Here is a 15,365-nt window from a genome sequence, read left to right on the forward strand (position 1 = left end):
TTTATCCGTTTTTCAACTGGCTCTGATGGCGTAATAATTTGTCGCTGATTTAATACAGGAACAGACTGAATGAATATCCCGCTGTTAAGCACCTACACCCTGGCAGTATTACTGTTGATTATGACACCGGGGCCAGTAGTGGCCCTGGTGACGAGCGTCGCAACCCGCGCCGGAAGTCGCCGGGCATTTTCAACCCTGATAGGCACAAATGCAGCGTCGTTAGTTTTGATGGGCATCGCTATTTTGATGTTAACCGGTGTGATGTCACTCAGTGAGTTGAGTCTGGCGTTACTGGGTATTCCCGGATCGCTGTATATCGGCTATATCGCACAGCAAGGAATTGTCTCTCCGGTAAGTACCACCGAGCAATCGTTAACAACATCAAGAAAAGGCGTCTGGGGAGGTTTTATTACCGGATTATCAAATCCAAAAGATATCCTATTTTTTCTCGCTTTTTTTCCGCAGTTTATTCCGGTGACCGCCAGTTTCAGTGCCAGCGTACTGTTACTGGCACTGGTCTGGATAGTACTGGATTTTGCTGTACTCTCTTTTTATATTCTGGCCATTAAACGCTGGGTCAGACACCAACATCAACGGGCAATCTCACTGTTATCCTCCTGGATACTGCTGATGATTGCCTGTGCGGGTGGCATCTATAACGGCTGGGCTATTTTCAGAGCACTGACGAGTTAAAGGATCTCACCACCTTTGGTCAGCTGTTCACGCCGGGTGTCTTCCTCTTCCTGGTGAGAGCGTTGATGCCCATGTCCTTTTTGCGCGATGGCAATACGCAGTCGCTGCTGCTGAGCATAGCGATCCTCGCGGGTGAGATCCTGGTCATCGCTGAGAGCAATCAGTAAGGTATTCATTTCAACAATAATATGACGTTCGAGGGTTTCATCAACCTGCTGAATAATGTCATCCAGATGTGCCATGGTTTACTCCTTATTAAAATCTACCGTCATTATATACCCAAAATAGCCTGAGCTGACGGCTATCCACCAGCCTGAAACCTATACCAAAATAATTCGAGTTGCAGGCAGGCGGCAAGTGAGAGAATCCCGATGAGCTTACAAGGATAAGTGATTCGGGTGAACGAATGCAGCCAACGCACAGGCAACTTGAAGTATGACGGTATATTCTCATGACCTTTATCCTGTTCAATAGCCTGAGAATTCATCTATTTCATCATCTCTTTAGCCGTTTGACTTAAGGAAGAATCAATAAAATAGACATATTGAAGATAGCGCTCAATCGCGCTTTCAAAAGCAGGATGAATAAAGTGATAAACTCATTATTGCGCAGCGGATGCCCGGATGACTTTCTGACTCTGGGGGAAAATGGTCAGGCAGTATTCGACTCTGCCTGGCAAATCCGCGAAACCTTGCGTTTGCGCAACCAGCAGGCAATCGCAGATGCCCTGGCCATTCCACAAATCAATGACAGCGGGAGCCGTATTGACTGGTATGCGCCTAATCCTGGACAAGTAACCAGCTGGGCGGCAGCCAGTGAGGAACAACGCGTTAGCGCCTTGCGCTATCTTGAACATTGTCAGACAAACCTGAAGTTGCTGAGCAGCCAGTGCCTGCGCAGTGAAAAAACCGCACTGCAACTGTTTGGTTCACTGCTGACGAAAGTATTACAGTTCCCGGCAAGCCAGTATATCTATCTGATTAATGATAAACCGGTCATCACATTCTGGGGATTTATTAATCAGAACGAAACTATCCGGGAAAACAGCCTGTCCTGTCTGCAGGCCCAAAGCCCGCTTGAGCCGTTAACGGTAGCAACCTCACGAGTGATTGAGCCTCCTGTAGTTAACGAAACAGTAAGCGAAAAAGTAAGCGATCCTGCGTATTCCCAAATACCCGATCTGACTATTTACTCGGCTGATACTGAACCGACTACTGAACCTGTTATCGCACCGGTGGAGAAAATAACGCCCCGCTCATACCGCCGCTGGTTATCCGCAGCAGGTATTCTCGCCTTATTGCTAGCCCTGGCTGGCGGCAGCTATTTGATACCGCGATTACAGTCAGAAGAAGAAACTGAAGTCGCAAGTGACCTGAGCAAACCGCAGGTAACTGAATCCGTCGAACAGAAACCAGTACCTGTCGCAGAGATCCCCGCGAGTACTTTACCTCTGATACTGGCAACCGTAATACCACCAGTCGTGGTTGAAATCCCAGTCCCTGAAGCCCCGTCACAACCGATAACCAAAGGGGCGCTTGTGCTTCCGGCAGATGAATTAAAAATGGGATCAACCAAATTCCTCAACGGTTCATGGCAGGTTCGCATTCAGTTTAGCGACCCTATCGCGGGTAAACCTCCGACCTTACGTTACCGAATTAGTAATAATAAAGGTACCGTACGCCTTTCCAATAGTGACAACGTCACCTGTTCAGCCCAGGTCTATTCCGGACTTCATCAGTCGGGTGTATTAATGATCAAGAGCCGCGGTAATGCTCGTTGTGATGACGGAACACGTCATGTTTTACCAGAAATATCCTGTAAAGCAGGCATCAACGGCGTGGCGGAATGTACCGGTCGCTACGAAGGTGACAACCAGGTTCCGGTCACCTTTCAAAAAGTGAGTAATTAATTATGCTGGCCACTCTGTTTAACTATAAATCTGATGTGACGCTGATTGAAAATAGTGGCATTCAGTTTCTCGATTTCGGGCTAACCCCCCAGTGGCAGGATACCCGCGCCGGACGTTTCGTTCGCCAGACAGCAAATGGCCCACTTTTGCGGGTTAACTATGATGTTATTCCCGGAAAGTTCAGCCTTCCCGGTGAGAAAGGTAGTGCTCCGGAAGTGGTTAAACCCGAAACCACGCTTTCACTGACGCATTCGTTACAAGTGCTGAATAACGTCTGGTTACCCTTACCTTTTTTGCGTATTAATGCTTCGCATATGTTTACCGGCGGGCCGGATAACTGGGCACGAGTCCAGGTGTGTTCTCTCGCGGAACCGGATAATGCCGGTAATACCGTCCGGGTGACGATTGCTCTCGATACCAGAATAGCGACATCGACACAGGACGGTCCATCCCTGGCGCCGGATGTCAGTGATATCGGTAACGGAACCCGCTTCGCGCTGGCCTGGCGGGATGACAGTCTGAACGATTTTCTCGATAACACCTGGGTTGATGGCTGGTTACGGGAAATCTTCTGTCATTTTTACCGCGATAACGCCGCAATGGACGATAGCACTCTGGCTCGCGCGCTGAAATTATTTGAATATCAGGGGCATTATCTCAATATTCTGGAGATGATCGGGACACAGCTCGCGATACCCGAGGTTAAAATTGTCACAGCCACGCTGCATGCAGAAGCGATCCCCGTGGATTTGGTGCTTGATGTTGGCAACACCCATACCTGTGGCATTCTGATTGAAGATCATGGTGCAGAAAACGACGGTCTGCGTCAGACCTCTGAGCTACAAATCCGCTCTCTGGGGGAGCCACACCGGATAAATCCGCCGATGTTCACCAGCCGCCTCGAGTTCAGTGAAGCCCGATTCGGTAAACAGCACTGTTCACTGGAAAGCGGCCGTCATGATGCCTTTATCTGGCCTTCTATTGTCCGTGTTGGTGATGAAGCTCATCGCCTCGCTTGTCAGCGTCTGGGTACCGAAGGTGAAAGTGGTATTTCCAGCCCACGTCGTTATTTATGGGATACCAGCCCGGCACAACAGAACTGGCGTTTCAGTCAGCTCAATGCCAGAACCCAGCGTGAACCTCAGGCTACAGCCTTACCGCTGATGTCATTAATGAATGACGATGGCCAGCCGCTTTACACCTTACCGATTGAAGAAAGGCTTCCGGTATTCTCCGCACAATACAGCCGTAGCTCGCTGATGACCCTGATGTTGTGTGAACTGCTGGCACAAGCCTTAATGCAAATTAATAGCGTCGGTTCCAGGCAAAATATGAATCACCCTACTGCGCCGCGCCATTTACGTAATCTTATCCTGACCCTGCCTTCAGCGATGCCGAAACCTGAGCGTGAATTATTCCGACTCAGAATGCAGGAGGCGGTGGGTCTGGTATGGAAAGCGCTGGACTGGCACCCTGTCGATGATGATTTTAACGCAGACCTTGCCCACAAGCAGAGCAAGCGCCCGATCCCACAAGTTCAGATGGAATGGGATGAAGCAACCTGCGGTCAGCTGGTGTGGCTGTATCATGAAGCTATCATCAATTATGCCGGACAGACTGGACAATTTTTTGAAACACTTGCACGTGCCGACAGGCTCAATAACGAAGCGCCTGAATCGGGTAAAACTCTACGTGTTGCCTCGGTGGATATTGGCGGTGGCACGACCGATATGGCGATTGTTCAGTACCAGTTGGATGAAGGCCGCGGGCGTAATGTGAAAATAACCCCACGGCTACTGTTCCGCGAAGGTTTTAAAGTAGCTGGCGATGATGTTCTGTTGGATGTTATTCAGCATAGCGTCCTGCCATCACTGCAAAATACGATGCAACGGGCAGGCGTGGCTGATGCCCCCGGATTAATGAGCCTGCTGTTTGGCGAAGCCACCCGCCAGGAAACGCAGGCTGTTCTGCGTCAGCAAACAACACTCCAGTTATTCATTCCGCTGGGACATGCCATTTTATCGTTCTGGGAAAAATACGGGGAAGAAACTCCGGATGCTATTCTGGAAAGTACGTTTGGTGAGCTGTTAACACAGCCGCTGACTGAAAATGTTCTCAATTATATCCAGCAGGCTGTACAGCAGGCCCAGGGTACCAGCACAACGCCATTCGATATTCTGAAGGTCCCGCTACAGGCGGATATCACTCAGCTCAAAGAGGCATTAGTCAGCGGGAAGTTTTCTTTAACCTCGCCACTTCAATCACTGTGTGAAGTTATCAATCTCTACTGCTGTGATGTCCTGTTAATTACCGGACGTTCTGGTGCATTACCGGGTATTCAGGATCAGTTGCGCCATCTCCAGCCGGTGCCGGTCAACCGTATGGTCTGGCTGGATAACTACCAGACGCAGCCCGGCTGTCCGTTTACCGATACCGATGCGCGCGGTAACCCGAAATCAACCGCCGCCGTCGGCGCAATGCTTTATAGCCTGGCCAGTGATTTACGTCTGCCGCACTTTAATTTTAAGGCTGCCGATATTCAGGCATATTCCACGGTCCGCTACCTTGGCGTACTTGAGGATACCCATCGCCTGCGTGATGAAAACGTCTGGTATCGTGATATCGATCTGGACGCAGCTGAGGGAGAACTTCCTTCTGAGCTTCACTTCCCGTTACGGGGCAATGCTCGCCTGGGCTTCCGACAACTGGACAATACGCGCTGGCCAGCGACCTCGTTATATACCTTAGCCATTAACTCACCGCATCTGGCTAAAGCAGTCGCCGGTGATAATGTCCTGAATGTGTCCCTGAAACAGACCCGTGATGCCGAGTCTTTCGCTCTCGCCAAAGCCTGGCTGTCTGATGGCACAGCAGTTCCGCTGGAACAATTGAGCTTTAAACTGAATACACTCGCCGATGGCGATCACGGTGCGATGCACTACTGGATTGACAATGGGAGCGTGTATCGCAAATGAACCCAACGATAAACACCCTTAACTCACTGACTGACTGGGTCGCACAAGCCCGATCCGTAAGCACTCAGGTCGATCATCAGGCTGACAGTTTGATGGTTAACTTGCAACGGATAAAATCACGCGCCCGTCGTGTTAATGCCCTACACCAACAGCCGATTACCCTGGGTTTTTATGGCCATGCTCAGGCAGGTAAAAACAACTTACTGGCTGCGTTACAACGCCCGGCTAATGAGCGGATAGAGATTACGCTGGGTGATAAGACGTTCGATTATCTGACGCATATTAATCCAGGCAATATTGCGCCCTCAATGGCTGTGCGTTTTAGTCAGACACCGTCTGTTGAAATTCCACAGTATCCACTACGGCTGGCATTACTCAGTGAATGCGAACTGGTTTATCAGTTTATCAAAGATTGTCAGCAAAATTCTGCCGTGCGCGCGCTGACGCCCAGTTTTATATCCCAGCGATTAAGCGAGCTGGAAACACGATGCCAGGCCGATATTATCAGCGCTGATTATGAGGACGATATCGCCCTGGTACTACAAGAATACCGGCGTTTACAGCCGCGCCGTGCCAGGTTCAGTGAAACCCTGGAAGTCCGGATAAGTGCACTTGCTCCACGACTGAGTCTGAATGACCGGGCAGAACTCTATTCACTGCTCTGGAACGAAGACCGTCATTTAACACAAACCTGGTTGCGTCTCGCACTGTTGCTGGAACAACTCGGCCACCCTCATCAGGTTCTTGCGCCAGCAAGCCTGGTAGTGGACAGTTTTATGTTACCTGTCGAAGGTTTTTTAACGCCCGCCAACCCTCATAGCCACTATCAGTCAAATGATGTGCAGGTCTGTTCTCTGGTAAAAGGTGTTGCTCTGCCACCGCTCAGTGTCAGTCAGCAAGACCTGGCACGCGTCTGTGCTGAAGTGATCCTGACGCCAAAATCAGACACCCTGCTCTCCCGTGTTGATTTACTGGATATTCCGGCACACCAGCTTGACTTATACACACACCGTCTGCAAGTGGATATTTTACTGGTTTGCAATGCCGTGACCCACGTAGGCGAGATCCAGACGACAGCTGAAAGGCTGAATCGCTGGATAGACAGTACACAAGCGCCCGGTAACGACAGTATGCCCGGGTTAATTTGGGCCATTACTTCAGCCGATTCACGCTTTAAAAGCGGGGTGAATCTGGATGAAGGGGTTCAACGCCGCGTGGGTGCCGCGCGTACTCGCTGGGGTACCTTGCAGGCGCAGGATAGCCGGAATTTGCACTTACTGCGTGACTGGCTACAAGGAGCCCTGACGCCCGAGCGCAAAGTTCAGCGCCTGACAGGTTTAAACCAGGCGTTAGAAAAACAGACCCGAAGTTTATTCCGCAGCCTCACCGAGGTACATCAACTCACACCCGAACAACAGCGTCAGCAGGCTGAAACTCTGGTACGGACGTTACAGACCCAGGTTCTGCAGCTGGGATCCTTGCTATCTTGTCTGGTACCTTCGCGTGAAGCATTGAATCAATGCTGGTTACAAACTTATCAGCAAGAACAGGCCAGACCAGGAAGTCTTGAACTGAAAATTGATTTATTCGCCGATGAGAGCCTTGATGAGGTAGCAGATTCTGCACAGGGGTCTTACAGTAAAGCGATTTATCATCTGTGGATCAATCATCTGCGCACCCCGTTACAACAAGCTGAAACCAGCCTGTCGTCCTCACTGGAGCCTGCGCAGTGGCACATTTTGTGTGAAATATTGATTATCGCCAGCTACCGACTTGGACTACCGGCACTGCTGGAAAGCGTCAGCGCCGAACCGAACCGGGAACTTGCCGTGGCGCGCAGCCATAGTGCACTGGGCGATTTTGTTGCCTGGCTTGGTTATGCGGGTACACCCCACAATCAGCGCCCGTTAAGCCGCGTGAATAAGCAACAGGCCATTTTCACACCCGTAAGCCACCTGGATATTAATCAGCGCCTGAGCAAACTGGGTGAACAACCCCAGAGAACCAACGTCAGCTATGCCTATGACTGGCTGGTGGCGCTGTATACCCGGGGGAGTGAAAACAGCGGCTATCAGGCCCCAAACAGCCTGAGTGAGCAGCAACACCAGAAGCTGTTAAAGTTACTGGCTTAACGTTACCTAAAAGGCCATGAAGATTTCAGGGCCTTTTGCATCAACGATCGGGATTTTGCAGATCTTTAGTGTGATCGCGGGTCATTAATCTGGCCTCAGGGATATTACGGGCCTCGACAGCTGCACTGATAGAAGCCAAAGTCCCATTCTTAACCACACCCAACTTATTGTAACGTTGGGCTATATCCTGAATGCGTTCCAGGATTTCTGTCATCGCCAATCTCCTTATCGTTGTATTCCCATCACACAATGGTAACACCGGGATACAACCCACTGGTATCCTGGTTAATTTCTGATTACAATTTATCTACCCGTTAACCTGATAAAAAATAAGGAGGATCCTATGTCGTGTTGTGAACGTTTTATTTGTTCACGTACTATTGGTGATCGTCGCTGCTCAAGCGTTATCGATATCGTACTGCGATAACTTCGGCTTGAGCGAAGCATACCTTTAGACCCCTTCACTCGGGCTTACGAGTTATCGTCAGTGGTGTATGACGAGGCATAATCATGCCTGTAACTCTTGAGTAAGCACAGATGAGTACTTTATTAACTGCCCAATCCCTGCAGCTGGATACCCCTTTCGGTCCGTTACTGGACAATATTAGCCTGACCCTGAAAAAAGGCGATCGTGTCGGTTTAATCGGCCATAACGGTTGCGGTAAAAGCACCCTGCTTAAATTACTGGATGGCACCCTTGCCCCCACTGGCGGCTCACTTACCCGGGCACATCACGGTCTGCTGGCCAGAGTGGAACAACATCTTCCCCCGGAGCTTATCAGCCTGACTCTGTTTGAAGCGGTACGGGCAAAAATTGATCCGCAACTGCAAGAAAGCGAGGGCTGGCGCGCTGAAACACTGCTTGCCAGTATGGGTTTTACTCCTTCGGACTGGCATCTGAATGCCGGAACCCTGAGTGGCGGGCAACATACTCGCCTGTTACTGGCGCGCGCCTTAATCAGTCAGCCCGATGTATTATTGCTGGATGAACCCAGCAACCACCTTGATTTGCCGACAATGCTGTGGCTTGAGCAATTTCTGGTGAGCTGGAGTGGCAGTTTTATTCTGGTTTCACATGATGTCAGCTTATTAAATGCCGTGACCAATACCAGCTGGATCCTGCGTGACCGCATGCTGCATTTCTTTTCCCTGCCATGCTCGGCCGCCCGTCAAGCGTTAACCGAGCGGGACAACGCCGATCAGCATCGTTTTCAGGCCGAGCAAAAAGAGATAGACCGTGTGGCTGCCAGCGCTAAACGTCTGGCAACCTGGGGACATGTCTATGATAACGAGGATTTATCACGCAAAGCGAAACAGATGGAAAAACGGGTTGATAAACTGAAGGAAACACAGACTGAACTTAGCGCCGGGAGTCAGTGGCGCCTGCAGCTTAAAGGCGATGCTTTAGTTGCCGATCGTCTGCTGGAACTGGAAAATTTACACGTTCAACCTGACCCAACCAGTGCTTCACTATTTAACCTGCCGCTTCAGCGCTTAAAAAGCGGCGATCGGGTAGCGATTATTGGTCGAAATGGCTGTGGAAAATCCTCGTTGCTGCGCCTGCTCTGGCAGCAGTATCAACAGCCTCAGACGCAAAGCGAGATCCGTCTTCATCCCCGGGTTCATATGGGGTATTACGATCAGAATCTGCATCAGCTGAATGATAACGATACCCTGCTGGAGGCCCTGGTTCCTTTCGCAACCTTAGTCGAGCAGGACAGGAAAATGGCCTTAATCGGTGCAGGTTTCCCCTGGATACGCCACCAGCAAAGGGTCAGCACCTTAAGCGGTGGTGAACGATCGCGGCTGCTGTTTGTCGGCCTGACGCTGGCGCGCTACTCCTTGTTAATGCTGGACGAACCCACTAACCATCTGGATATTGAAGGTAAAGAGGCGCTGGCTGAGACCCTGCAACAGTTTGCTGGTGGTATTTTGCTGGTGACACATGACCGGAGTCTGATAGCCCAGAGCTGTAATCGTTTCTGGCTGGTGGATAAGGGGCAACTCAGTGAGTGGCATAATCTTGATGCACTTTATTGTCAGTTAAGTGCTAAGGATAGTGATAACAGGCTATCTGAAGTAATGGCTATCAAGGATACTGGTCCGCAATCAAAGGATGCTGATATTCTGCTGGAACGGCTGGTGATGCTGGAGGATATGCTGGAAAAAGATCTTGCCCGTAAGATCAAACATCAGAAACCCCAGTTGCAGCAACAGTGGCGTAAGGAAATTAATTCCCTGAATAAAAAACTTGCTATTTAATTAAAGCCCATTTTGCTTCGCTAAATATTATATATAGTGAAGCAAAATCTTTTTTTGACATTATTAACGGACAAACGATGTTAAATTAGCTCTAACAGGGAATATAACCAGCTCGCATACCAGTAAATAAACATCAGGGTTATATTTATTAATAATGCTTATTTTCGCCCCTGTAATCAGGCTGTTCACTACGTTCACAGCAGTAATTACTGTAGAGTCATTTTATATATCGAGGTTATACAATATGTTTCCATCAATAGTCAGCGACACCGCTACTACAACTCATTCCTATAACGCCGCCCAAGGAAGCACTCGGCCGATCACAGCCCATGAAATAGTAAAAAATTCAGAATTGATGCATATTTTGCCTGACTGCAATCACCGCGTAACAGGCAATCTGTTTTGGTTGGAACATGATAAAACACCCGAACTAAATAGTAGAGTTGATTTTATAAACAAGCTAACTTCTTCTATTTTAGAAGCCTCCCCAATTCGAGAGAAACCCATTACATTGGTTTCATTGCACTCACACGGATTACTGATAGAATATTTTATACATAAGCAACTTGAGAAGTTAGGATATCAGGATATTAACTGGAGAATTATAGATTCTAACTATCAAGATAACGGACTTGAAGAGAGCCGCAAAGAATTTAAAGAAAAAACCGGTGGTAAACTCAAGGCTTTTACTACAGAGCAGACCTATTTTAAAAAAACATCAGACGTAGCTTGTGAGAAATTAGCCAGCAATGATAAGCATCGCGGAACCGTTGTCATCTTATCAATTAACTCTCCAGCGCCGATTGTATCAATCGATGATGTTCATAAGACCTTGGGAGGCGCTGCGGTTAAGGATATAAATAAAGCCAACGCTATTTATTTAATGTTTACTCTTTCTGAGCATGGTTCTATACCTAACGTGACAATGAATGGAATAAATCCAGTGAATGCAGTGTATGAAATGGGTATAAGGGGTCCAATACATGCAATGTCCGAGATGCTTAGCGTTACCGCAAGGAAAGTAAATGATGCAATTGGAACGTACCATGGCACTAAAACCTTAAGTTGTGAAAACATATTAAAGTGTTCAGTAAATACAAAAGAGGGCTACAGTATTGATTGTAGTCAGACTGAAGAAAATCTCAGAATTAAAAAAGGGATAAATCTACACCTGAAAAATTTTAATTATGGTGACATGAGAAACAGTGATATAACGCTGCCCCATATTAATGGGGCCCTGGTTGAATATATTGAACTGTTGTCCCAAAAGCCTGAACTTAAACTCCTTTGTACGAAATTATTAGTTTCCGATTATGATAACAGTATCATTGAACTCAATGATTTTTTTATTAATGATAGTCATCATAAAACGTTGTTCGCCTCTTATGATGCAAACCAAAAATCTTTTGAGATAAAGTAACGAAGAATATTTTCTACTCCGTTACTTTACCTGTGTTTTGATCTCTTCACGGTGTAATTCAATCGTAAAATTATAGAACTCGTTCAGACACCAGGTTTGCGTATATTCCACGGGTATATCATCGTGAGTAAAACCTGTACGGGTGACCAGCAGCAGAGGGAAAAGCTCACTGGTATTAAGATGGTGAGCGACCCTGCTATCGGGTAATACGGCACTGAAAGACTGGCTCGCACGAACCACCGGAGCCCCTTTTTGCTCCAGATATGAATAGAGTGACTCATCCAGCAGGTGAATATTATCGAGCAGAAACCCGGGCAGAACAGCGCTCTGAAGAGAAACTGAAATACCGTTAATCTTTCTTAAGCGAATCAGTTCAACCACCTCTTTTTTTTCATTACTCAGCTGCAAAACTTCTTGCTCTATTTTGGTCGCTGCCCTGCGCTGGTATCCAACAAGTTCACTTTGCGCCTTTCCGCCGCTGGCTTTCGCCATCTCACTAAAACTTTCGAGTAAGGGTAATGACTGGCGTACATGGGGTGCAATAAAGGTTCCTGATCCCTGGTTACGCACCAGTATCCCCTCTTCCAGCAACTGCTGCAGAGCCTTACGGGCCGTGCCTCGTGCAATACCCAGCCTGTCTACCAGCGCACGTTCTGAAGGCAGAACATCTCCGGGACGCAGATGCCCGTCAGCTACCGCGGCTTTGATAGCGCTGGTAAGCTGCATATAGAGGGGCATTCCGCTGGACTCATCAAGCTGGAATTCAGGTAACGGAGAGGCAGTCATCAGATCTCAGTGTACTTTCGGGTTCAATTTGAGTGAACCAATTGTTATCCAGAGAGCCGTTATTGTCATCCTCAAAAAATCAATAAGACTCTTTAAAGGTTAAAACGATCACAAAATAGTCTGACAGGGCTACTTACCTCGCCATGATTTAATGTATGGTACATTAATGGTACACAAATGGTTCACTTACTTTGATAAGGTAATACGCTATGACATATAAACGATTTCTGGACTGTAATGCTTCCGATTTAGCCTCAATAAACAAAAAAGAACTGTTGTATGCCATCCGTGCCAGTGAAGGACGTGTCATGGTCAGTGAATCTATCGCTATTACCCAGCCACTGCTGGGCAGCATTACCAACGCCGAACTGGCCGCTTCGCAGGGAGCAGATATTCTCCTGATCAACATGTTCGACTGCGATAATCCCCGGATTCAAGGAATGCCAGAGGGAATAGCCCCGGAACAGACACTTCATGAATTACAGCGTCTGACGGGCTGTATTATTGGCGTAAATCTGGAAGCAGTTGATTCAGCGTTTACCGCAGCGGAGCACGCAGATATCTGGAAAATGAAACAGGGACGTACCGCAACCGCTGAAAATGCCTCAAAGCTGGTTGCAATGGGGGCAAAAATAATTGTTCTGACCGGTAACCCAAATAACGGCGTCAGTAACCGTGCGCTTGGTCTCGCAGTGAAGGAGATACGCGATGCCGTGGGCGATGATGTGGTGCTTATCACCGGGAAAATGCATGGAGCAGGTATTGTACGGGAAAGTGGCAGCAAGATTATTACTGAGGAAGATGTCTCCTGGTTTGCCTCACAGGGGGCCGATATTATATTGATACCCGCTCCGGGAACAGTGCCGGGTATGAGCCAGCAGCGCGTAGCCGAGCTTATTGATACGGCTCATAAACAAGGCGTGCTCGCCATGACAGCTATCGGTACTTCTCAGGAAGGTGCTGACGTGACGACGGTTCGCCAGATTGCTTTGATGAGCAAAATGGCTGGGGCAGATCTTCATCATATTGGCGATACAGGCTATATGGGACTGGCGCTGCCGGAAAATATCCTCGCCTATAGCATCGCTATTCGGGGTGTGAGACATACTTATACCCGTATGGCTCGGTCGGTTAACCGTTAAGGTAAAATAAGAGCCTGCCTCCGACACAGTATTATCGGAACCAGGCTCTTATAGGGATGTTTATCCGATACGCGGACCAGGCCTAAAAGCATGATGTCGCGCAGACCAGACAATAAGCCAGGCAATGATAAGCAGACCCAGTAACACCCACGGGAAAGAGACAACGCCCCATGACTCCAGCAGTAAACCACCAATAATGCCGCTGGCAGCAATAGCCCCATTCCAGGCAACTACGTTCATCGACAGGGCTACATCAGCCCCACTCCCTGCAGCATCCGCCAGCGCAGTTTGTAACAATGTCGCTGCGCCACCAAAAGTGATCCCCCAGACCATCACGCCAAAATAGACAGCCGCGGCACTCTGAGCCATAAAACCAAACAAACAGGCGACCAGCGCAAAAGCTGCCAGGCTGACCAGCACCGTGGTTCGCAGGTGCCTGTCCACGAGCTTTCCGGTAACCCAGATACCCACTAAGGCCGCTACGCCAAATACCAGCAGCACTAAATCGACACGATTCGTCAGCCCTGACTGCATAACAAACGGAGCAATATAGGTGTAGAGGATATTGTGCGCCAGCATCCAGCTTATCACTACGGCCAGAACAGCCCGAACTCCCGGGGTCATAAAGACTTCTCTTAACCTCATACGTTCATGCGCTGACTGCCCCGGGTAATCAGGGACTTTGGCAATCACCCAGACCAGCAGTATCAGTGCCAGAATTGACATCACCCAAAACGAAATGCGCCAGCCAATCACCGCTCCCATAAAGGTCCCTAAGGGTACACCGAGTGAGAGCGCAATCGGCGTACCTATCATGGCTATTGCCATCGCCTGTCCTTGCTGGTGGGGTTCCACCATACGACGTGCATAGCCTGCCAGTAAGCTCCAGGCCAGACCTGCGGCCACTCCGGCAAAGAAACGTGCGACCAGGATAACCCAATAATGCTCAGAAAGCGCCGTCAGTGAGTTAAACACCAAAAAACCAATAATGGTCAACAGCAATACACTACGTCGCCGCCAGCGTCGGGTCGCGATGGTGAGCGGAATAGCCGCCAAAAGCGAGCCTAATGCATAGACAGTGACCATTTGCCCGGCAACAGCCTGACTGATTGCGAGGTCGGCGCTGATTTGCGGCAATAATCCTGCCGGAAGCGTTTCGGTGATAATACAAATAAACCCCGTCATTGCCAGGGCGAGTAACGCCATGACAGGTAATCTTTCTGTCCTGGTTTGAGCCGCAATAGTTGACATAAAAATCCTGTTCAAGAAAAAACTGTTTATCTACATATGGTTGTAGCCAATACCGATATATATACCGATCGATATAAATGTAGGGTCATCGAGGGATTGTTGTCAATTAGTTTTGTATCGATTAGTATTTAAGTCTGAATGACAGGAGGCTAAAATGGCACAAATGGGACGTCCCCGGACTTTTGACCGACAACAGGCTATTGAGCAAGCTATGCATCTTTTCTGGGAACAGGGTTACGAAACCACCTCACTCAGTCAGCTCAAAGAACGCATCGGTGGCGGTATTTCTGCTCCGAGTTTTTACGCCGCTTTTGGTTCCAAAGAGAGATTATTTACCGAAGCGATTGAATGCTATCTTGCCACTTATGCTCAAGTGACTGAGTGCCTGTGGGATGAGTCCCTGCTCCCTGCTGTGGCGATTGAACAAGCCTTACGCCGTTCATCACAAATGCAATGTGAAACCGGACATCCCAAGGGTTGCATGGTGGCACTGGGGACAATGAGTGCAACTTCACCTGAAAACCAGCATGTTACAGATCCGCTGACCGTCTCCCGGGCACGGACTTTGGCCGGATTTGTTCACTGTGTGGAACGCGGTGTTACAACAGGTGAGCTGGCCCCCAATGTGGATGCATACACTCTGGGAACTACGTTCAATAGTTTCTTGCTCGGGGTGTCCATTGCGGCCAGAGATGGCATACCTCTGGAGGTATTTAATACCGCTATAAACGAGCTGATGAAGTTGTGGGAAGCGCAACGTATCAGTGCACCGGAGTGACAGATACGTTGCGCCAA

At 48.8% G+C, this 15,365-nt stretch carries 12 protein-coding genes; 8 read left to right on the forward strand and 4 right to left on the reverse strand.

Annotated elements, in window-relative coordinates; translation table 11 throughout:
• The first annotated feature begins 69 nt into the window (after positions 1-69).
• A complete protein-coding gene (locus tag M2387_RS02415; protein ID WP_259046935.1) occupies positions 70-693 on the forward strand; it encodes a LysE family translocator in 624 nt (207 codons plus the stop codon).
• Here the strand turns inward: M2387_RS02415 and M2387_RS02420 are convergent.
• Positions 690-935 carry a YdcY family protein gene (locus M2387_RS02420; RefSeq protein ID WP_259046936.1) on the reverse strand — a complete coding sequence of 82 codons (246 nt, stop codon included), beginning with the start codon at positions 933-935 and terminating at the stop codon, positions 690-692. The two genes, M2387_RS02415 and M2387_RS02420, sit on opposite strands and share 4 nt — an antisense overlap.
• A gap of 338 nt (positions 936-1,273) precedes the next feature.
• On the opposite strand from M2387_RS02420, the gene M2387_RS02425 reads away from it, so the two are divergent.
• From M2387_RS02425 to M2387_RS02435, 3 genes are read left to right on the forward strand one after another with little or no spacing between them, the layout of a single operon-like run.
• The gene (locus tag M2387_RS02425; RefSeq protein ID WP_259046937.1) at positions 1,274-2,602 is read left to right on the forward strand and encodes an SrfA family protein; all 1,329 of its coding nucleotides are present in this window, start codon (positions 1,274-1,276) and stop codon (positions 2,600-2,602) included.
• 2 nt (positions 2,603-2,604) lie between these two features.
• Complete coding sequence (locus M2387_RS02430; RefSeq protein WP_259046938.1) at positions 2,605-5,577, forward strand: virulence factor SrfB; 2,973 nt, start codon at positions 2,605-2,607, stop codon at positions 5,575-5,577.
• Positions 5,574-7,709 carry a virulence factor SrfC family protein gene (locus M2387_RS02435; protein ID WP_259046940.1) on the forward strand — a complete coding sequence of 712 codons (2,136 nt, stop codon included), beginning with the start codon at positions 5,574-5,576 and terminating at the stop codon, positions 7,707-7,709. Before M2387_RS02430 ends, M2387_RS02435 begins: the two co-directional genes overlap by 4 nt.
• Positions 7,710-7,749: 40 nt before the next feature.
• Here the strand turns inward: M2387_RS02435 and M2387_RS02440 are convergent, their stop codons facing one another.
• Complete coding sequence (locus M2387_RS02440; RefSeq protein WP_259046941.1) at positions 7,750-7,923, reverse strand: hypothetical protein; 174 nt, start codon at positions 7,921-7,923, stop codon at positions 7,750-7,752.
• Between the two features lie 323 nt (positions 7,924-8,246).
• Between M2387_RS02440 and M2387_RS02445 the strand changes: the two genes are divergently transcribed.
• Both M2387_RS02445 and M2387_RS02450 read left to right on the forward strand, forming a co-directional pair.
• On the forward strand, positions 8,247-9,971 hold the full coding sequence (locus M2387_RS02445; protein WP_259046942.1) for an ABC-F family ATP-binding cassette domain-containing protein: 1,725 nt from the start codon (positions 8,247-8,249) through the stop codon (positions 9,969-9,971).
• Between the two features lie 244 nt (positions 9,972-10,215).
• Entirely contained in the window at positions 10,216-11,391 is a 1,176-nt protein-coding gene (locus M2387_RS02450; protein ID WP_259046943.1) for a hypothetical protein, read from the forward strand.
• A gap of 21 nt (positions 11,392-11,412) precedes the next feature.
• Here the strand turns inward: M2387_RS02450 and M2387_RS02455 are convergent, their stop codons facing one another.
• Positions 11,413-12,177, reverse strand: a complete 765-nt coding sequence (locus M2387_RS02455) for a GntR family transcriptional regulator (RefSeq protein ID WP_259046944.1) — start codon at positions 12,175-12,177, stop codon at positions 11,413-11,415.
• A gap of 209 nt (positions 12,178-12,386) precedes the next feature.
• Between M2387_RS02455 and M2387_RS02460 the strand changes: the two genes are divergently transcribed.
• Positions 12,387-13,319, forward strand: a complete 933-nt coding sequence (locus tag M2387_RS02460; RefSeq protein ID WP_259046945.1) for a DUF7916 family protein — start codon at positions 12,387-12,389, stop codon at positions 13,317-13,319.
• A 60-nt stretch (positions 13,320-13,379) separates the two neighbouring features.
• Here the strand turns inward: M2387_RS02460 and M2387_RS02465 are convergent, their stop codons facing one another.
• Complete coding sequence (locus M2387_RS02465; RefSeq protein WP_259046946.1) at positions 13,380-14,570, reverse strand: MFS transporter; 1,191 nt, start codon at positions 14,568-14,570, stop codon at positions 13,380-13,382.
• Between the two features lie 154 nt (positions 14,571-14,724).
• Between M2387_RS02465 and M2387_RS02470 the strand changes: the two genes are divergently transcribed.
• The gene (locus M2387_RS02470; RefSeq protein WP_259046947.1) at positions 14,725-15,348 is read left to right on the forward strand and encodes a TetR/AcrR family transcriptional regulator; all 624 of its coding nucleotides are present in this window, start codon (positions 14,725-14,727) and stop codon (positions 15,346-15,348) included.
• Positions 15,349-15,365: the final 17 nt, after the last annotated feature.

The organism is Klebsiella sp. BIGb0407 (assembly GCF_024807845.1).
Classification (GTDB): domain Bacteria; phylum Pseudomonadota; class Gammaproteobacteria; order Enterobacterales; family Enterobacteriaceae; genus JGM124.